The sequence below is a fragment of the Citrobacter sp. CK180 genome, assembly GCF_030333655.1.
GTDB classification, from domain to species: Bacteria; Pseudomonadota; Gammaproteobacteria; order Enterobacterales; family Enterobacteriaceae; genus Citrobacter_B; species Citrobacter_B koseri.
Map to the genome: position 1 here is coordinate 200,886 of NZ_JAOWFM010000048.1, position 18,671 is coordinate 219,556.

16 protein-coding genes are annotated in these 18,671 nt (G+C 54.1%); 8 read left to right on the top strand and 8 right to left on the bottom strand.

What is annotated here, in order from left to right:
• The first annotated feature begins 157 nt into the window (after window positions 1-157).
• Window positions 158-1,462 carry an NADH-quinone dehydrogenase gene (gene ndh / locus OGV50_RS12020; RefSeq protein WP_024130434.1) on the top strand — a complete coding sequence of 435 codons (1,305 nt, stop codon included), beginning with the start codon at window positions 158-160 and terminating at the stop codon, window positions 1,460-1,462.
• Window positions 1,463-1,748: 286 nt separating this feature from the next.
• A complete protein-coding gene (locus OGV50_RS12025) occupies window positions 1,749-2,288 on the top strand; it encodes a glycine zipper 2TM domain-containing protein (protein ID WP_286488557.1) in 540 nt (179 codons plus the stop codon).
• 73 nt (window positions 2,289-2,361) lie between these two features.
• Here OGV50_RS12025 and comR read toward each other — a convergent pair whose 3' ends face one another.
• Window positions 2,362-2,997, bottom strand: coding sequence for a TetR family copper-responsive transcriptional repressor ComR (comR, locus tag OGV50_RS12030; protein WP_024130432.1), 636 nt, complete (start codon window positions 2,995-2,997; stop codon window positions 2,362-2,364).
• A 240-nt stretch (window positions 2,998-3,237) separates the two neighbouring features.
• On the opposite strand from comR, the gene bhsA reads away from it, so the two are divergent.
• Window positions 3,238-3,495, top strand: coding sequence for a multiple stress resistance protein BhsA (gene bhsA / locus OGV50_RS12035; RefSeq protein ID WP_047457498.1), 258 nt, complete (start codon window positions 3,238-3,240; stop codon window positions 3,493-3,495).
• Window positions 3,496-3,574: 79 nt separating this feature from the next.
• Here the strand turns inward: bhsA and ldtC are convergent, their stop codons facing one another.
• From ldtC to OGV50_RS12050, 3 genes are all read right to left on the bottom strand, one after another.
• Window positions 3,575-4,540 (bottom strand): L,D-transpeptidase LdtC, encoded by a 966-nt coding sequence (gene ldtC, locus OGV50_RS12040; protein ID WP_200092666.1) that lies wholly within the window; start codon window positions 4,538-4,540, stop codon window positions 3,575-3,577.
• A 225-nt stretch (window positions 4,541-4,765) separates the two neighbouring features.
• Window positions 4,766-8,212, bottom strand: a complete 3,447-nt coding sequence (gene mfd, locus OGV50_RS12045; RefSeq protein WP_012132801.1) for a transcription-repair coupling factor — start codon at window positions 8,210-8,212, stop codon at window positions 4,766-4,768.
• 129 nt (window positions 8,213-8,341) lie between these two features.
• Entirely contained in the window at window positions 8,342-9,415 is a 1,074-nt protein-coding gene (locus OGV50_RS12050) for an acyltransferase family protein (RefSeq protein WP_200092496.1), read from the bottom strand.
• 261 nt (window positions 9,416-9,676) lie between these two features.
• Here OGV50_RS12050 and lolC point away from each other — a divergent pair, with 261 nt between their 5' ends.
• Genes lolC through cobB form a run of 5 tightly spaced genes read left to right on the top strand, consistent with a single transcriptional unit; the run spans window position 9,677 to window position 14,595 of the window.
• The gene (gene lolC / locus OGV50_RS12055; RefSeq protein WP_024130430.1) at window positions 9,677-10,876 is read left to right on the top strand and encodes a lipoprotein-releasing ABC transporter permease subunit LolC; all 1,200 of its coding nucleotides are present in this window, start codon (window positions 9,677-9,679) and stop codon (window positions 10,874-10,876) included.
• Window positions 10,869-11,570: a lipoprotein-releasing ABC transporter ATP-binding protein LolD gene (lolD, locus tag OGV50_RS12060; RefSeq protein WP_012132798.1), complete on the top strand. Its 702-nt coding sequence runs from the start codon at window positions 10,869-10,871 to the stop codon at window positions 11,568-11,570. The genes lolC and lolD overlap by 8 nt, the downstream gene beginning before the upstream one ends.
• Window positions 11,570-12,814 carry a lipoprotein-releasing ABC transporter permease subunit LolE gene (gene lolE, locus OGV50_RS12065; RefSeq protein ID WP_024130429.1) on the top strand — a complete coding sequence of 415 codons (1,245 nt, stop codon included), beginning with the start codon at window positions 11,570-11,572 and terminating at the stop codon, window positions 12,812-12,814. The genes lolD and lolE overlap by 1 nt, the downstream gene beginning before the upstream one ends.
• Before the next feature lie 32 nt (window positions 12,815-12,846).
• Window positions 12,847-13,758: an N-acetylglucosamine kinase gene (nagK, locus tag OGV50_RS12070; RefSeq protein WP_286488559.1), complete on the top strand. Its 912-nt coding sequence runs from the start codon at window positions 12,847-12,849 to the stop codon at window positions 13,756-13,758.
• A 15-nt stretch (window positions 13,759-13,773) separates the two neighbouring features.
• Window positions 13,774-14,595, top strand: a complete 822-nt coding sequence (gene cobB, locus OGV50_RS12075) for a Sir2 family NAD+-dependent deacetylase (RefSeq protein ID WP_047457485.1) — start codon at window positions 13,774-13,776, stop codon at window positions 14,593-14,595.
• Window positions 14,596-14,696: 101 nt separating this feature from the next.
• Here cobB and potD read toward each other — a convergent pair whose 3' ends face one another.
• Genes potD through potA form a run of 4 tightly spaced genes read right to left on the bottom strand, consistent with a single transcriptional unit; the run spans window position 14,697 to window position 18,521 of the window.
• Window positions 14,697-15,743, bottom strand: coding sequence for a spermidine/putrescine ABC transporter substrate-binding protein PotD (gene potD / locus OGV50_RS12080; protein WP_071258216.1), 1,047 nt, complete (start codon window positions 15,741-15,743; stop codon window positions 14,697-14,699).
• A 24-nt stretch (window positions 15,744-15,767) separates the two neighbouring features.
• Window positions 15,768-16,547 carry a spermidine/putrescine ABC transporter permease PotC gene (gene potC, locus OGV50_RS12085; RefSeq protein WP_012132793.1) on the bottom strand — a complete coding sequence of 260 codons (780 nt, stop codon included), beginning with the start codon at window positions 16,545-16,547 and terminating at the stop codon, window positions 15,768-15,770.
• The gene (gene potB, locus OGV50_RS12090) at window positions 16,544-17,401 is read right to left on the bottom strand and encodes a spermidine/putrescine ABC transporter permease PotB (RefSeq protein ID WP_049011765.1); all 858 of its coding nucleotides are present in this window, start codon (window positions 17,399-17,401) and stop codon (window positions 16,544-16,546) included. Before potB ends, potC begins: the two co-directional genes overlap by 4 nt.
• A complete protein-coding gene (potA, locus tag OGV50_RS12095) occupies window positions 17,385-18,521 on the bottom strand; it encodes a spermidine/putrescine ABC transporter ATP-binding protein PotA (RefSeq protein ID WP_012132791.1) in 1,137 nt (378 codons plus the stop codon). Before potA ends, potB begins: the two co-directional genes overlap by 17 nt.
• Between the last annotated feature and the right edge of the window lie 150 nt (window positions 18,522-18,671).

Here is an 18,671-nt window from a genome sequence, read left to right on the forward strand (position 1 = left end):
GAAAACTTGATGTATATCAATTTTGGTATGACCAATGCACCGTTCGTGTTATTCTCACTAGCGAAGTCACTTTGCATTACCGTAACTTGTTGTTAATTAAAGGCTATATTTATAACTTTTACTTAACAATTGGTTAATAAATTTAAGGGGGGTCACGTTGACTACACCATTGAAAAAGATCGTGATTGTCGGCGGCGGTGCTGGCGGGCTTGAAATGGCGACTCAGTTGGGTAAAAAACTGGGTCGTAAGAAAAAGGCAAAAATCACGCTGGTGGATAGAAACCACAGCCATCTGTGGAAGCCGTTGCTGCATGAAGTGGCGACCGGTTCACTGGACGAAGGCGTGGACGCTCTGAGCTACCTGGCGCATGCGCGTAATCATGGTTTCCAGTTCCAGTTGGGTTCGGTTATGGATATCGATCGTGAAGCGAAAACGATCACCATTGCGGAACTGCGTGATGAGAAAGGGGAATTGCTGGTTCCTGAGCGTAAAATCGCGTACGACACCCTGGTGATGGCGCTGGGCAGTACCTCTAACGACTTCAACACCCCTGGCGTTAAAGAACACTGTATTTTCCTGGACAACCCGCATCAGGCGCGTCGCTTCCATCAGGAAATGCTGAACCTGTTCCTGAAATACTCTTCCAGCATGGGTGTTAGCGGTAAGGTCAACATTGCGATTGTCGGTGGCGGCGCAACGGGCGTGGAGCTTTCTGCGGAACTGCATAACGCTGTGAAACAGCTGCACAGCTACGGCTACAAAGGCCTGACTAACGAAGCGCTGAACGTGACGCTGGTTGAAGCCGGTGAGCGTATTCTGCCTGCGCTGCCGCCGCGTATTTCCGCTGCGGCGCATAGCGAACTGACCAAACTGGGCGTACGCGTACTGACTCAGACGATGGTGACCAGCGCAGACGAAGGCGGCCTGCACACGAAAGATGGCGAACACATCAAAGCTGACCTGATGGTGTGGGCGGCAGGGATTAAAGCGCCTGATTTCCTGAAAGATATTGGCGGGCTGGAAACTAACCGCATCAACCAGTTAGTGGTTGAACCGACGCTGCAAACCACCCGTGACCCGGATGTTTATGCCATCGGCGACTGTGCTTCCTGCGCACGTCCTGAAGGGGGCTTTGTGCCGCCGCGCGCTCAGGCCGCGCATCAGATGGCAAGCTGCGCACTGAATAATATTCTGGCGCAGATGAAAGGCAAACCGATGAAAGATTACGTTTATAAAGATCACGGTTCGCTGGTATCGCTCTCTAATTTCTCGACTGTCGGCAGCCTGATGGGGAACCTGATGCGCGGTTCAATGATGGTGGAAGGGCGTATTGCGCGTTTTGTTTACATTTCGCTTTACCGTATGCACCAGATTGCGCTGCACGGTTACTTTAAAACCGGGTTAATGATGTTAGTAGGCAGCATTAACCGCGTGATTCGCCCGCGTCTGAAACTGCATTAATCCTTACCGTATCGCCTGATGGCGCTTCGCTTATCAGGCCTACAGTTCGCACTGCATGTAGGCCGGATAAGGCCACCGGCCGCCATCCGGCATCAGCCCTCACCGTCTGTAGGCCGGATAAGGCCATCGGCCGCCATCCGGCAATTTAATCGCGCCATCTGCTTCAGAGTTCTCTGAATCGTGTCTGTTTGCCGCATAACCCCGCACTTTTCATCCTCTTTCTGATTTGCTTAACCCCTCTGCTGGTTGCAAAATTGTTACTAATAGCAAAAAAGGAGGAATTCCCGTGAATAAATCAATGTTGGCGGGTATAGGGATTGGCGTAGCTGCTGCGCTGGGTGTGGCGGCGGTGGCCAGTCTGAACGTTTTTGACCGTAGCCCGAAATATGCGCAAGTCGTATCAGCCACACCCATAAAAGAAACCGTCAAAACACCGCGTCAGGAATGCCGCAACGTGACGGTCACGCACCGCAAACCTGTTCAGGACGAAAATCGCATTGCCGGTTCGGTGCTTGGCGCGGTTGCTGGCGGCGTGATTGGTCATCAGTTCGGCGGTGGCCGTGGTAAAGATGTGGCGACCGTCGTCGGGGCGCTGGGCGGAGGGTACGCCGGTAACCAAATCCAGGGATCAATGCAGGAAAATGACACCTACACCTCTACGCAGCAGCGTTGTAAAACGGTGTATGACAAGTCAGAGAAAATACTGGGCTATGACGTCACTTACAAGATTGGCGATCAGCAGGGGAAAATCCGCATGGATAAAGATCCCGGAACGCAAATCCCGCTGGATAATAACGGTCAATTGATTCTGAATAACGACGCGTAAAAAAAGCTGTACTCTGCACGTTAGCCCCTCATTCGCTCAGGCTGAGGGGCTTTTTTTATCAGACGGTCAGGCGCTAAGCCTTCAGCATCTCCGGCCACAGCCGTAGGGTGGTGCGGGTTATCTGCATCAGCTTGTCAAACGTCGCGCCTTCACGCGCGCTGATCGACATTCCTTGTAAAATACAGTTCAGATATTCCGCCAGCGTTTGTGGATTGCAGTGCGCCGGAATTTCCCCGCGTTCCTGCCGCTGGCGCAAAAACTGGGTCAGCGTCTGCTCCTGCATCGCGTGGCGGGATTTCACCGTATGGGCGATTTCACGGGAGGAGGCGGCCAGTGTGGCGGACGTGTTGATCATAAAGCACCCGGCAGGGGTGTCTTTACTGGTGAAGCATGTCGCGACGGCGGTGAAATAGTCTTCCAGCGCGGACTCAACGCTTTTTTCTTCACAAAAGAGCTGGGCCTCATGCTTTGCCGCAAAGCGGCTGATATAGCGATCCAGCACTGCGCGGAACAACCCTTCCTTGTTCGTAAATTCTGCGTACAGCGTGGGCGCTTTTGCGCCGGTCGCTTCCACGAGGTCGGCGAGCGATGTTGCTTCATAGCCGTGCTGCCAGAAGAGTGTCATGGCCTTATCAAGCGCGGCTTCCCTGTCGAACACTTTTGGTCGGCCACGGCTTTTTTTTACGCAACCTGTCGAGTCAGTTGTCATGATGCCGTTGTACCTTGTTGGGTTTGTTGAACAACCATTATAAAAATAATCCCGCTCAGTCTCCAGCGCATTCAGAAGAAAAATAATTCACCTGTATTGATATGAAAAATAAGTTCTTTTTAATTTATATAATGATCGTTATAAAAAAATGTTGACGTGTGACCTGGATCACATCTATGATTTACCTATCGATCGTTAAGTAAATATTTCGACACCGTTCATCTGCTAAAGGTCACTATCATGAAAAACGTAAAAACCCTCATTGCTGCCGCTGTACTGAGTTCACTCTCTTTCGCAAGTTTCGCTGCTGTTGAAGTTCAGGCGACGCCTGTAGATCAACAGAAAGTGGGCACCATTTCCGCAACCGCCGGGACTAACCTGGGATCTCTGGAAGATCAACTGGCGCAAAAAGCGGATGAAATGGGCGCGAAATCTTTCCGCATTACTTCGGTAACCGGTCCTAACACCCTCCACGGGACTGCGGTTATCTACAAATAAGCATTAACCCTCATTAATGCCACTGCTACTGCCACAAAAAAGCCCCGCTGTCTGAGCGGGGCTTTTTTATTATCCGACGTTACATCGACTGCTGCGTTATCCCGGGATGGCGGGTGACATCGACCGGCATTCCTGAACGCACTTCCATAACATGCTCCATAACGGCGGCATCGGTCTGTGCGGCATCTTTGAAAGCCTGCATTTGACCGTTCAATACGATCGGCAATATTTGCGGATCGTCATCAATATTCTTCGATAACGGCTGGTGGACTTCTACCAGGCGCATGCCGCCAGGTTCAACGGACGCTTTGATCGGCGTATTAATAATGTTGACCTTCGTACCCGGCGTGACCTGACGGAACAGCGTCTCAATATCACCGTCACGCAGGCGAATACAGCCGGAACTGACGCGCATCCCGATACCGAAATCAGCATTCGTGCCGTGCAGCAAGTAGACGCCGCCATAAGCCGCTAAGCGGATCGCATGATGGCCCATTGGGTTATCCGGCCCGGCGGGAACCACGGCAGGGAGGTCTATTCCCTGAGCCTTGTAACGGGCGCGGATATTCGCCGTAGGCGTCCAGGTTGGGTTCGCGCGCTTATCCGAGACGGTAGTGACCATCGTTGGCGTCAACGTATCGCCACCCAGTTGACCGATACCGATTGGATACACGGTCACCGAATTTTTTCCGGGAGGATAGTAATACAGACGCAATTCGGCGAGGTTAATCACAATACCTTCGTGCGGCGCATCCGGCAGTAAGGTTTGCAGAGGGATGGTCAGAACGCTGCCCGCGCGGGGAACGTAAGGATCAACGCCCGGGTTTGCCTGTAGCAACGCTAAAAAACCGACATTGTATTTTTTAGCAATCGCCTCCAGCGAGCCGCCGTTGTTTTCGACAACGTGAAATGTATTCTCGCCCACCAGTTTGCTGCCGGGAGGAGGAAGCGGCCATGTGTTCGCCTGCGCCGGTATCGCCAGCGCTACGGACGCGGCGAGCGTAAAAAACGCCAGCCAGCGGGAAAGTCGCATGTTATTCATTATCATCACAAATCAAAAGGTTATTGTAATAAATTGAGTCAATGATCATTATGGCGGGTTGTCATGTCTTGAAGTGCAAGAGAAGTGCAAAGTGTTGTAAATGTGGGCGAAAACGCGGGGGATGGCAGAGGGCATTACGCCCGGTGGCGCTGCGCTTACCGGGCCTACAGGATATGCTTCCCGTAGGCCGGATAAGGCGCTTGCGCCGCCATCCGGCGTCGTAGAGCGTTACGCTGCCGCGTTTTCTTCCAGTTGCGCCATAAACTGGCGCACCCAGTCCATACGCGTTTTACGCTCCGCTAGATCCTGAATAAACTTCAGGCGTGTCGGGCCGTCGAGGCGGAAGTGCTGTGGTTGTTTTTGCAACAGACCAATCAGCCAGGTTGGGTTTACGTGATTTTTCTCGGCAAACTCGATCGTACCGCCTTTCTCGTTGCCTTCCAGTTTTCGAATGCCCAGCTTCTGTGCCTGTTGGCGCAGACGCGCGATATCCAGCAGATTGCGCGCCGGGTCAGGCAGCAGGCCGAAACGGTCGATCAGCTCTACCTTGAGCTCCTCCAGCTCGTTTTCGTTTTTCGCACTGGCAATGCGTTTATAGAACGACAGACGCGTATTCACATCCGGGATAAAATCATCCGGCAGCAGCGACGGCATACGCAGTTCGACTTCCGTCTGCTGGCTGGTGAGGTCTTCCAGCGACGGCTCACGTCCGGCTTTCAGCGCATCCACGGCGTTTTCCAGCAGCTCCATATACAGCGAGAAGCCGATGGTCTCCATCTGCCCGCTCTGATCTTCGCCAAGCAGCTCGCCAGCGCCGCGAATTTCGAGGTCGTGAGTCGCCAGCGCAAAACCGGCGCCCAAATCTTCCAGCGAGGCAATGGCTTCCAGACGTTTTTGCGCGTCGGTCGTCATCGCTTTTGGATGCGGCGTCAGCAGCCAGGCATACGCCTGATGGTGCGAACGTCCAACGCGACCACGTAGCTGGTGGAGCTGCGCCAGGCCGAAATGGTCGGCGCGCTCAATGATGATCGTGTTCGCGGTTGGAATATCAATACCGGTTTCGATAATGGTGGTACACACCAGAACGTTAAAGCGCTGGTGGTGGAAGTCGTTCATAACACGCTCAAGTTCGCGCTCGCGCATCTGCCCGTGACCAATCGCGATGCGGGCTTCCGGCACCAGTTCCGCCAGTCGGTCTGCGGCTTTCTGGATATTCTCCACGTCGTTATACAGATAATATACCTGGCCGCCGCGCAGAACTTCACGCAGGATAGCCTCGCGCACCACCAGGTTGTCATATTCACGGACGAAGGTTTTTACCGCCAGACGACGGGCGGGCGGTGTGGCAATGATCGACAGATCGCGCATACCGCTCATCGCCATGTTGAGCGTACGAGGGATTGGCGTTGCCGTCAGCGTCAGAATATCAACGTCGGCGCGCATAGCCTTGATGCGCTCTTTATGCCGTACGCCGAAACGGTGCTCTTCATCGACAATCAGCAAGCCCAAATCTTTTAATTTCACATCGCTTTGCAGCAGCTTATGAGTGCCGATCAGAATGTCGATTTTCCCCTCAGCGACCTGCTCAAGGATCTGCGCTTGCTCTTTGGCGCTACGGAAACGGGAGAGCATTTCGATGCGCACCGGCCAGTTGGCGAAGCGGTCGCGGAAGTTATCGAAATGCTGTTGCGCCAGCAGGGTGGTAGGCACCAGCACCGCGACCTGTTTGTGGTTTTCCACCGCCAGGAACGCGGCGCGCATCGCCACTTCGGTTTTCCCGAAGCCGACGTCGCCGCACACCAGACGATCCATTGCCAACGGTTGGCACATGTCGCTCAGGACGGCGTTAATGGCCTGCGCCTGGTCTGGCGTGGTCTCGAACGGGAAGCTGTCGCAGAACAGTTGATACTGCTCGCGATCGTGCTTAAAGGCGAAACCTTCTTTCGCCGCGCGCTGGGCGTAAATATCCAGTAGCTCTGCCGCTACGTCGCGCACTTTCTCCGCGGCTTTCTGTCGGGCGCGAGACCAGGCGTCGCCGCCCAGTTTATGCAGCGGCGCGTTCTCTTCGGCGCCTCCGGCATAGCGGCTGATGAGATGCAAAGATGACACCGGTACGTACAGTCTGGCGTCGTTGGCGTAGGTGAGCATCAGGTACTCGCCCTTGATGCCGCCGGCTTCCAGCGTCGTCATACCCGCATAACGGCCCACACCATGCTCAAGGTGTACCACCGGCTGGCCAGGATGCAGCTCCGCCAGGTTGCGGATCAGCGTGTCGGGGTTAATCGTGCGGCGTGAGTCCTGACGGCGACGCGCAACGCGTTCACCCAGCAAATCGCTCTCGCAAATAAGCGCCAGATTACGCTGCGTATCGATGAAGCCATGCTCCGCAGCGCCAATCATCAGGTAACGTCCGGCGTCGAGCGCCTCATCCAGGCGCAAAATTCGTTTGGGTGAAATTTTAATACGGGCGAGCAGTTCCCCGAGCGCTTCGCGGCGGCCTTCGCTTTCTACGGAGAAAATGACCGGCCCGTTGAAGGATTCAAGAAATCTACGCAGCGCGTCCAGAGGCGCTTTTTGCTGCGCCTGTACCGCCAGATCCGGCAGTTTCTGGAAACCCAGATTGGTATTCGCCGCCTTACCTGGAAGATGTTCGGTTTTTAACTGTATGCGGGGCCAGCGTTTGAGTTCGGAGAACAGCTCATCGACCCGCAGCCACAGGGATTCCGGCGGCAAAAGCGGGCGCATAGGATCGACGCCACGGTTTTCAAAACGCGCCAGGGTATCGGCCTGGAAGCGTTCAGCGCTGTTTTCCAGCGCGCCGGTATTCACCAGCAGCGTGTTCGCCGGGAAGTAGCTGAACAGAGGCGGCAGCGGCTCGTTGAAGAACAGCGGCTGCCAGTATTCGATCCCGGCAGGCAGCGTGCCTTTACTGACCTGCTGGTAAATATGCTCGGCGTCGCGTTTAACTTCAAATGTGTCACGCCACTGGCTGCGGAACAGCTCGATGGCCGTTTTATCGGTCGGAAATTCATGCGCGGGCAGCAAATTGATGGCGTCGACTTCTTCCAGCGTACGCTGGGTATCGGCATCAAACAGGCGCAGGCTGTCGATTTCATCATCAAAAAAATCAAGACGATAGGGCTGTTCGCTGCCCATCGGAAACAGATCCAGCAGCGCGCCGCGAGTGGCGTATTCACCGTGTTCCATGACCTGATCAACATGGCGATAGCCCGCGCTATCCAGCTGTGCGCGCAGGGCGTCGCGCGACAAACGCTGACCCTTTTTCATCACCAGGGCGTGGCCGTGCAAATAACTGTGCGGGCAAACGCGCTGCATCAGCGTATTTACCGGAACAATCAATACGCCGCGCTGCATTGACGGCAACTGGTAAAGCGTGGACAGGCGTGAAGAGATGATTTCCTGGTGTGGGGAAAAGCTGTCGTAAGGGAGCGTTTCCCAGTCCGCCAGATTCATCACCAGTTGGTCGGTGAACTGGCGAACTTCGTCATGCAGGCGCAGGGCGTTTTGCATGTCAGGTGCAATAAGCACGATTGGGCCAGCATGGCGCTCGGCAATCTCCGCCACCAGCGTGGCGCAGGCGGCGCCGGTAAGCTCACCCAACTGGCGCTGATCGCCGGGTTTGGTTGGCAGAGTATAACGTTGTTGTTCAGGCATAGTGGTTGCAGGATCTCTATTGGGTATACACCACACTATGGGGGCATATCACTGATAAGCAATGCTCTTTATTATCCGTGATCGTTTCTCTTTAGCAAATTGATTCGCCCCCGGGAGGGGGCGAAAAGATTAACGCGAATAGCTGGTAACGGCGGGGAGAGAAGGCGGAGAGAAGAAGAGATCGGCAAACAGGCGTTGCGAAATTTTTCGGACGGTAAGGCCCGTCAGCGTGCAAATCAGCAGACTGGCAAAGGGGTAAACCAACAGCAGAGCAAACTCAAGCTGCGGCGACCATGCCGCGCCGTTGATTTTCGGAATCAACGTTAAGCTGAACGCTTCGACCAGGATACGGTGGGTTGTATAGATAGCAATAGTGTTTGAGCCGATGACATTCAGCAGGCTGGAAGAACGCATGCCGAAGCGCTGCTCATACTGATAGAAAAGCTTCATGATCAGCACAATCGACACCAGTGAGAGCAGCAGGGATACATTAGCCAGCCAGGCGATGACGGCGAGCAGCGCAATGCCCGCAAACGCGATAGCATAACGACGCAGTGGGACATGCTTAATCCACTCCATCAGCGTGGCGCCAAACCAGGCGCCGAGGCTGTAGTAAGGCAGGTTGCGGATCACGCTGTTCATTCCCCACCACGGCGTCGGCACGAAGTTTATCGTCACGCTCAGCAGTACAAACAGTACGAACAGTGGTTTTGCCCATTGGCTGAAGACTTTACACAGCACAAAATAGACAACCAGCGCATACAGATACCAGAGGCTGGTGCTGGCCGTCAGCATTCCGTGAATAAACTCGCCGACGGACCCGGCATAAGCGGCGTTGGAGGCATTGTTGATGTCGCGTTCGGGCGCCAGCCAGTGGTTGAGCCAGCTAAGCGCCAGCCATTGCGCCACTCCCCAGAGCGCCAGTACCCAGACAATGCTCCAGATCCGTTTATCAATACAGGTTCCCCAGAGCACGCTGTCAATATAGCGGCGGATCAGATACCCGGAAATAAAGAAAAACACCGGCATACGAAACGGCGCCAGATAGAGGTTAAAGTAGATCCAGCATTTCGTCAGGATCTCCGATAACGGATACTGGAAAGCGGTCAGGTGGGGATAGAACGTAATCACAGAGTGATAAATGACCACCAGGCAGATGCATAACCCTTTGATTTGGTTGATCCACAATTCTTTTTGTTTCATCAGGACGGCGTACTCGTGTTATTCAACATAGCCTGTGATCCTGCGGGCGGGGATCGGTGTTGTAATGCGTAACATTCTGTATTTTATTTTTTTAAGATAAAGATCAGGGTTAAGGGCGAGTATCAAGGCAGGTATCTTCAGGAAGTTGATTTCTTGATACTTTTCAGAATTACGCTGACGAACACTTACGGTTCAGTCATTTACCCATTCCGCTTTCGCTTATATACTCGGGGCTTTGCTAACAGCAACCAGACGGATTTCATGTACCAACCTGTCGCTCTATTTATTGGCCTGCGTTATATGCGTGGGCGTGCAGCAGATCGTTTCGGTCGTTTCGTCTCCTGGCTTTCCACCATTGGCATTACTCTCGGGGTGATGGCGCTGGTCACGGTATTGTCGGTGATGAATGGTTTTGAACGTGAACTGCAAAACAACATCCTTGGCCTGATGCCGCAGGCAATTCTCTCGTCTGAGCAGGGCTCCCTTAATCCACAGCAGATACCCGAAAAAGCGGTTACGTTGAATGGCGTCAATCGTATCGCACCGCTTACCACGGGAGATGTCGTGCTGCAAAGCGCGCGTAGCGTCGCCGTGGGCGTGATGCTGGGTATCGACCCGGCGCAAAAAGATCCCTTAACGCCGTATCTGGTCAATGTGAAGCAAACCTCTCTTGAACCGGGCAAGTATAATGTCATCCTCGGCGAGCAGCTTGCCGGGCAGTTGGGCGTCAATCGCGGCGATCAAATTCGCGTGATGGTGCCTTCCGCCAGCCAGTTCACGCCAATGGGACGCCTGCCGAGCCAGCGCCTGTTTACGGTGATTGGCACCTTCGCGGCGAACAGCGAAGTGGATGGCTACCAGATGCTGACCAATATTCAGGACGCGTCGCGTCTGATGCGCTACCCGGCGGGCAATATCACCGGCTGGCGCTTGTGGCTCAATGAGCCGCTGAAGGTGGATACCCTCAGCCAGCAGACGCTGCCGGAGGGGACGAAATGGCAGGACTGGCGTGAGCGAAAAGGCGAACTGTTCCAGGCCGTGCGCATGGAAAAAAACATGATGGGTTTGCTGTTAAGCCTGATCGTCGCCGTGGCGGCGTTTAATATTATTACTTCGTTAGGTTTAATGGTGATGGAGAAGCAGGGCGAAGTGGCTATTTTACAAACCCAGGGGCTGACGCCGCGCCAGATCATGATGGTGTTTATGGTTCAGGGCGCCAGCGCCGGGATTATCGGCGCGCTGTTGGGGGCGGTGCTGGGCGCATTGCTGGCCAGCCAACTGAATAACCTGATGCCGATCATTGGCGCATTCCTGGATGGCGCTGCGCTGCCGGTGGCGATTGAACCGCTACAGGTTGTTGTTATTGCGCTGGTGGCGATGGCCATCGCGTTATTGTCCACGCTGTATCCTTCCTGGCGCGCTGCCGCCACCCAACCCGCTGAGGCTTTACGTTATGAATAAGATCCTGTTGCAATGCGACAACCTGTGCAAACGCTATCAGGAAGGCTCCGTGCAAACCGACGTGCTGCACGATGTCAGCTTCAGCATTGGCGAAGGCGAAATGATGGCGATTGTTGGCAGCTCCGGCTCCGGGAAAAGTACGCTCCTGCACCTGCTGGGCGGCCTGGATACGCCGACGTCGGGCGATGTCATTTTTAGCGGCCAGCCGATGAGCAAACTCTCGTCGGCGGCGAAAGCGGAACTGCGCAACCAGAAGCTTGGCTTTATTTATCAGTTCCATCACCTGCTGCCGGATTTCACCGCGCTGGAAAACGTCGCTATGCCGCTGCTGATCGGCAAGAAAAAACCGGCTGAAATTACCGAGCGGGCGCGTGAAATGTTGCAGGCGGTGGGGCTGGATCACCGTGCTAACCATCGTCCATCCGAACTTTCCGGCGGCGAGCGTCAGCGTGTCGCCATCGCCCGAGCGCTGGTCAACAATCCGCGCCTGGTGCTGGCGGATGAACCGACCGGCAACCTGGATGCGCGCAATGCCGACAGTATTTTCCAGCTTCTGGGTGAACTCAATCGCGCTCAGGGAACGGCGTTTCTGGTGGTGACTCACGATTTGCAGCTGGCGAAGCGAATGAGCCGTCAGCTTGAAATGCGCGATGGTCTGCTGACGGCAGAACTGAGCCTGATGGGAGCTGAGTAATGGCTTCGCCTTTATCGTTATTGATCGGCTTGCGCTTTAGTCGTGGTCGTCGACGCGGCGGTATGGTGTCGCTGATTTCCGTTATCTCGACTATCGGCATCGCGCTGGGCGTGGCGGTACTGATTGTCGGTTTAAGCGCGATGAACGGTTTCGAGCGCGAGCTGAACAACCGTATTCTGGCCGTGGTGCCGCATGGTGAAATTGAAGCGGTGAATCAGCCGTGGACTCACTGGCGCGAAGCGCTGGAAAAAGTGCAGCACGTACAGGGGATTGCAGCGGCAGCGCCCTATATCAACTTTACCGGGCTGGTGGAGAGCGGGGCGAATCTGCGCGCAATCCAGGTGAAGGGCGTGGACCCGAAACAGGAACAGCGCTTGAGCGCGCTGCCGTCGTTTGTGCAAAACCATGCCTGGGATAACTTCAGGGCGGGCGAGCAGCAGATCATCATTGGCAAGGGCGTTGCCGATGCGCTGAAAGTGAAGCAGGGCGACTGGGTGTCGATCATGATCCCCAATGCCAGCGCCGATCATAAATTGCAGCAGCCTAAGCGAGTGCGTCTGCATGTGACGGGGATTCTGCAACTGAGCGGTCAGCTCGATCACAGCTTTGCCATGATCCCTATGGAAGACGCGCAGCAGTACCTGGATATGGGGGCCAGCGTGTCCGGCATCGCGATTAAGGTCAACGATGTCTTTAACGCCAATAAATTGGTTCGGGACGCTGGCGAAGTGACCGACAGTTACGTTTACATTAAGAGCTGGATCGGTACTTACGGCTATATGTACCATGATATTCAGATGATCCGCGCCATCATGTATCTGGCGATGGTGCTGGTGATCGGCGTGGCCTGCTTCAACATCGTTTCGACGCTGGTGATGGCGGTAAAAGATAAGAGCGGCGATATCGCGGTATTAAGAACCTTAGGGGCGAAAGATGGCCTAATCCGCGCCATTTTCGTCTGGTATGGGCTGCTGGCGGGTCTGCTCGGCAGTCTGTGCGGCGTGGCGATTGGCGTGGTCGTCTCATTGCAACTGACCCCTATTATCGAAGGCATCGAAAAGCTGATAGGGCATCAGTTCCTTTCTGGAGACATCTATTTTATCGACTTCCTGCCATCCGAATTACACTGGCTGGACGTTATTTACGTACTGGTTACGGCATTGTTGCTGAGCTTGTTGGCGAGCTGGTATCCGGCGCGACGCGCCAGCAATATTGACCCCGCGAGAGTGTTAAGCGGCCAGTAGTCGCAGTACATAAGAACAAGGAGCGGTGCGTGATGTATTACGGGTTTGACATTGGCGGGACAAAAATTGCCTTAGGCGTGTTTGATAACGAGCGACGTTTGCGCTGGGAAAAACGCGTACCGACGCCACGCGAAGGCTATGAGGCTTTTTTAACGGCGGTCTGCGATCTGGTGGCGGAAGCCGACCAGCGGTTTGACGTAAAAGGCTTCGTGGGCATTGGTATTCCCGGGATGCCGGAAACGGAAGACGGAACGCTGTATGCCGCCAATGTTCCGGCCGCCAGTGGTAAACCGCTCCGCGCCGATCTCAGCGCCCGGCTGGATCGTGATGTTCGCCTGGATAACGACGCGAACTGCTTTGCACTGTCGGAAGCCTGGGATGATGAGTTCACGCAGTATCCGCTGGTCATGGGGCTTATCCTCGGGACAGGCGTAGGCGGCGGACTGGTGCTCAACGGTAAGCCGATCACCGGTCGCAGCTATATTACCGGCGAGTTTGGTCATATGCGTTTGCCTGTCGATGCGCTCACCCTGATGGGGTTCGATTTTCCTCTGCGTCGCTGCGGCTGCGGTCAACTGGGCTGCATCGAAAATTATCTTTCCGGCCGCGGGTTTGCGTGGCTGTATCAGCATTACTATCATCAACCTCTACAGGCGCCGGAGATTATTGCTTTGTGGGAGCAAGGTGATGAACGCGCGCGTGCGCATGTTGAACGTTACCTGGATTTACTGGCGGTCTGCCTGGGGAATATCCTCACGATCGTCGATCCCGATCTGGTGGTGATTGGGGGAGGATTATCAAACTTCACTGCTATAACAACGCAACTGGCAGACAGGTTGCCACGTCATCTCCTTCCTGTTGCTCGTGTACCGCGTATTGAACGGGCGCGACACGGTGATGCGGGCGGGATGCGCGGCGCTGCCTTCTTACATCTTACCGATTAATCAAAAGAGGTTGTTATGCAGTCGCGTCGGGCTCATCGATTAAGCCGTTTTCGTAAAAACAAACGCCATTTGCGTGAACGCCTGCGTCAGCGAATCTTTTTCAGAGACAGAGTGGTGCCGGAAATGATGGAAAAACCAAGAGTATTAGTTCTTACTGGAGCGGGAATCTCTGCCGAATCCGGCATTCGTACATTTCGCGCCGCTGATGGTCTCTGGGAAGAACATCGGGTTGAGGATGTGGCGACCCCGGAAGGGTTTGCCCGCGATCCAGAACTGGTTCAGTCATTTTACAACGCCCGCCGTCAGCAGTTGCAGCGGCCTGAGATTCAGCCCAACCCGGCGCATGTCGCGCTGGCAAAACTGGAAGAGGCGCTGGGCGATCGTTTCCTGCTGGTGACGCAAAATATCGATAATCTGCATGAACGCGCGGGCAACAAGAATATCATCCACATGCACGGCGAGCTGTTGAAAGTGCGCTGCTCCCAGAGCGGGCAAATTCTGGACTGGACGGGCGATGTGACTTCAGACGATAAGTGCCACTGCTGCCAGTTCCCGGCTTCGCTTCGCCCGCACGTCGTGTGGTTTGGTGAAATGCCGCTTGGCATGGATGAGATCTATATGGCGCTGGCGATGGCGGATGTGTTTATCGCTATCGGAACATCCGGGCATGTTTATCCGGCGGCCGGGTTTGTGCATGAGGCCCGCCTGCACGGCGCGCATACGGTCGAACTAAATCTTGAACCAAGCCAGGTCGGCAGCGAGTTTGAAGAGAAATATTATGGCCCGGCAAGCCAGGTCGTACCGGCATTTATTGAGAAATTATTGAAAGGACTGTGATTTTTTTGCCGGATGGCGGCGAATGCCTTATCCGGCCTACGGTTCGCATTTGTCCAGGCCCGATAAGCGCAGCGCCATCGGGCATTCTTTACAACGCTGAATTAGCGTCCCGCTTTCAGCTTCTGATAATACTCTTCATAGATAGCACTGGCGGAACCCACATCGTTCTGCCATTCCCCTTTATTGATGGTGTCGGCATCAGGGTAGAGTGATTTATCATTTGCCACTTCAGGACTTAACAGCTTACGTGCGGCCAGGTTCGGCGTCGGATAACCGATCGTTTCCGCCACTTCTTTCGCCACATCCGGGCGCAGCAGGAAGTTGATCAGCTTCAGCGCGCCTTCTTTGTTTTTGGCGTTCGCCGGAATAGAAAGGCTGTCCATCCAGAAAATACCGCCTTCTTTCGGCCAGATAACCTCAAGCGGCGTCCCTGCCTGACGTGCAACGTATGCAGAACCGTTCCACACCATCCCCAGGTTGACTTCGCCTTCCATATACGGGTTAGCCGGGTTGTCGGAGTTGAACGCCGCCACGTTTGGCATCAGTTTTTTCAGTTCGTTATACGCCGCTTCAATCTCTTTAGGATCGGTGGTGTTGCCGGAGTAACCCAGCTTACGCAGCGCCATCTGGAACACTTCACGCGCATCGTCAGTCAGCAGCAGGCCGCCTTTATACTCAGGCTTCCACAGGTCAGCCCAACTGGTGACGGTTTTCGGGTCAATTTCGTCACTGTTAACGCCAATTGCCGTTGCGCCCCAGATATACGGGATGGAGTAGTCGTTATTCGGGTCAAACGGTTTGTTGAGCATTTCAGGATCGAGGTTGTGGAAGTTGGTTAACTTCGTTTTGTCGATCTTCTGGATCATGCCCTCTTTACGCATTTTATCGACGTAATAGGTGGAAGGCACCACCAGGTCGTAGGCGCCGTCTTTATACGTTTTCAGCTTGGCATACATGGTTTCATTCGACTCGTAGGTCGAATAGATAACCTTAATGCCCGTCTCTTTAGTGAACTGTTCCAGCAGTCCTGGTGGAACATACTCGGTCCAGTTGTAGAAATAGAGCGTGTTGTTGTCATCAGCGTGAGCGGCGCTCATGCCCAGTGCCAGAGCACCCGCCGCGAGCAGGTGGCGTGACCATTTTTTCATTTAACGTCCCCTGAATAGTGGGCCTCAACGGCCCTTGGTTTTATCACGAGCAATAAGCTGGCTGGCGATGACCATAACCAGCGACAGAACCAACAAAATCGTTGCCAGCGCGTTAACTTCCGGCGAAACGCCGACTTTTACCATTGAGTAAATTTTCAATGGCAGAATCTCATAGCCAGGCCCGGTGACGAATGACGAAACCACCACGTCATCCATCGACAGGGTGAAACTGAGCAACCAGCCAGCCGCGACCGCAGGCATTGCCAGCGGCAGAATGATCTTACGCAAAATCGTGACTTCACTGGCTCCCAGGTCTTTTGCCGCTTCCAGCATCCGCACGTCAAACCCTTTCAGGCGCGAGTAAACGGTAACGACCACGAAGGGCAGGCAAAAGGTGATATGCGAAAACAGCAACGACCAGAAGCCTAACTGGATGCCGAGCAGCATAAACAGCACCAGCAGTGAAATCGCCATTACAATATCCGGCGACATCATGACGACGAACAGCATGCCGCTGACAAACGGTTTACCGCGAAAACGATAGCGATACAGCGCCACTGCCGTTAGCGAGCCGATGATCGTGGCAAAGGTGGCCGAGAACACCGCCATCGTCAGCGAGTGCTGTGCCGCCTGCAACAGGCTGTCGTTATTCATCAGCAGGCTGTACCAGTTGGTGGTAAAACCCTGCCAGTTGATGCCAAAGCGCGAACTGTTAAAGGAGTTCACAATCAAGATGATGATTGGAATATACAGGTACGCGTAGATAGCGGTCATAAAACCGCCACGAAGCAGTCGACCGATCATTCGAGTTCCACCTTCTTATTCAGCAGCCGCGATGCGCGCCAGTAAACCAGCAGCATCAGGCCCATCACAATCGTCAGCGTAATGCTGGTGGCTGCGCCAAACGGCCAGTCGCGAATGTTCAGGAACTGAACCTTAATAACGTTACCAATCAGCAGGTTCTTTGCTCCACCCATCAGGTCAGAGACATAGAACAGCCCCATCGCCGGCAGCATCACCAGCAGACACCCGGCGATGATCCCCGGCATGGTCAGTGGAATAATAATGCGAATAAAGGTCTGCAATTTACTGGCGCCCAGATCGCGGGCGGCCTCCAGCAGCGGCTTATCCAGTTTTTCAATGCTGGAGTAGAGCGGCATCACCATAAACGGCAGCAGGATATAGACCAGACCGATAATGACCGCGCCCGGCGTGAACATGATGCGGATCGGGGCGTCAATCACACCCAGCCACAGCAGGAACTCGTTGAGATAGCCCTTGGTGCTGAGAAAAATTTTCAGGCCGTAAATACGGATCAGCGAGTTAGTCCAGAACGGCACGATCAGCAAAAACAGCAGCAGCGGACGCACTTTTTCCGGCAGTTTCGCCAGAAACCAGGCAAAGGGATAGCCGAGCACCAGGCAGGCGAAGGTGGCGATGAGCGCCATATTGAGGGAATGCAGCAAGACCTCAAAATAGAGCGGATCGAGCAGACGAGCGTAGTTATCCAGCGTAAAGACCATTTTGACGAAGTTCGCGTCATCACGGGTCAAAAAGCTGGTACCAATAATCATCAGGTTGGGCAGAAAGACAAACAACACAAGCCAACCAACGACAGTGACAATCACCACATTCTGGAATTTACTTGTGTTCTTCATCAGCCAGTACGACCTCCCAGCTTTCTACCCAATTAATGGCCATTTTTTGGTCGAGAGAGTGGTCGAAGTCAGGATCGTCTTCATTGAAGAATTCGCTGACCATCACCATTTTGCCATTTTCCAGTTCGACGACGGATTCCAGCGTCATACCTTTGTAGTTGCGCTCGCGCACGTAGCCAATGAGACCTTCAATGTGGTTATCATCGTTAATTTCATCAACGCGCAGATCTTCCGGGCGTAACAGTACGTTCAGTTTCTGACCAGGAACGACGGCAAAGTTAACATAAATATTGCACTCGCGTCCTTCTACATTGGCGCGTACGCGTTGTTCGTCGAGACGTTCAATTACCGTGGCGTTAAACATGTTGATTTCGCCAATGAATCCGGCGACGAACAGGTTTTTCGGCTCCTCATAGATTTCTCGCGGCGTGCCGTCCTGCTCAATAATGCCGTCGCGCATCACCACGATACGGTCAGACATGGTCAGCGCTTCTTCCTGATCGTGCGTAACGAACACAAAAGTGATGCCCAGCTTACGCTGCAACGCTTTCAGTTCGTTCTGCATCTGCTTTCGCAGCTTGTAATCCAGCGCGGAGAGGGATTCATCCAGCAGCAATAAACGCGGTTTATTGACGACGGCGCGGGCGATGGCCACACGCTGCTGCTGCCCGCCGGAAAGCTGATGCGGCTTTCGCTGCGCAAACTCTTCCAGTTGCACCATGCGCAGAGCGTCGGTGACGCGAGGGGTAATCTCGGCGGCGGGGGTTTTCTGCATGCGTAAACCGAAAGCCACATTTTCAAATACGGTCATGTGGGGGAATAACGCATAGCTTTGAAAGACGGTGTTCACATAGCGGTGTTCCGCTGGAACGTCGGTGATGTCCTGGTTATCCAACATGATATGACCGGCATCAACATTTTCCAGACCGGCAATCAGGCGCAGAACGGTTGTTTTACCGCAGCCAGAGGGGCCAAGCAGCGTGAGGAATTCGCCGTTATTGATGGTCAGATTCAGATTAGAAATGACCTCTTTTCCGTCGAAGCTTTTGCGAATTCCCGCCAGTTGTACCAGCGGTGAAAGCGAACGCGGTTGTTTATTCAATTTTTTACTCTGTCCCATGTAGACGCAACGGATGGCTGACCGATGCGGGGTTTGTGGTTAACCACCTTGGTGACTCTTAATGAGGGCGGTCATTCTACGGCAAACCGCTAAAATCGCCAATCCTTGTTGCGAATTACTGGCTTAGCTTTATAGTCAGAAAAAGTGTCT

What these genes read in the sequence shown, in the direction of transcription:
- lolC (WP_024130430.1), top strand. Translation starts at nt 9,677, where the DNA reads ATGTACCAACCTGTCGCTCTATTTATTGGCCTGCGTTATATGCGTGGG.
- potD (WP_071258216.1), bottom strand. Translation starts at nt 15,743, where the DNA reads ATGAAAAAATGGTCACGCCACCTGCTCGCGGCGGGTGCTCTGGCACTG.
- potA (WP_012132791.1), bottom strand. Translation starts at nt 18,521, where the DNA reads ATGGGACAGAGTAAAAAATTGAATAAACAACCGCGTTCGCTTTCACCG.
- OGV50_RS12050 (WP_200092496.1), bottom strand. Translation starts at nt 9,415, where the DNA reads ATGAAACAAAAAGAATTGTGGATCAACCAAATCAAAGGGTTATGCATC.
- bhsA (WP_047457498.1), top strand. Translation starts at nt 3,238, where the DNA reads ATGAAAAACGTAAAAACCCTCATTGCTGCCGCTGTACTGAGTTCACTC.
- cobB (WP_047457485.1), top strand. Translation starts at nt 13,774, where the DNA reads ATGCAGTCGCGTCGGGCTCATCGATTAAGCCGTTTTCGTAAAAACAAA.
- comR (WP_024130432.1), bottom strand. Translation starts at nt 2,997, where the DNA reads ATGACAACTGACTCGACAGGTTGCGTAAAAAAAAGCCGTGGCCGACCA.
- mfd (WP_012132801.1), bottom strand. Translation starts at nt 8,212, where the DNA reads ATGCCTGAACAACAACGTTATACTCTGCCAACCAAACCCGGCGATCAG.
- nagK (WP_286488559.1), top strand. Translation starts at nt 12,847, where the DNA reads ATGTATTACGGGTTTGACATTGGCGGGACAAAAATTGCCTTAGGCGTG.
- potB (WP_049011765.1), bottom strand. Translation starts at nt 17,401, where the DNA reads ATGAAGAACACAAGTAAATTCCAGAATGTGGTGATTGTCACTGTCGTT.
- lolE (WP_024130429.1), top strand. Translation starts at nt 11,570, where the DNA reads ATGGCTTCGCCTTTATCGTTATTGATCGGCTTGCGCTTTAGTCGTGGT.
- potC (WP_012132793.1), bottom strand. Translation starts at nt 16,547, where the DNA reads ATGATCGGTCGACTGCTTCGTGGCGGTTTTATGACCGCTATCTACGCG.
- lolD (WP_012132798.1), top strand. Translation starts at nt 10,869, where the DNA reads ATGAATAAGATCCTGTTGCAATGCGACAACCTGTGCAAACGCTATCAG.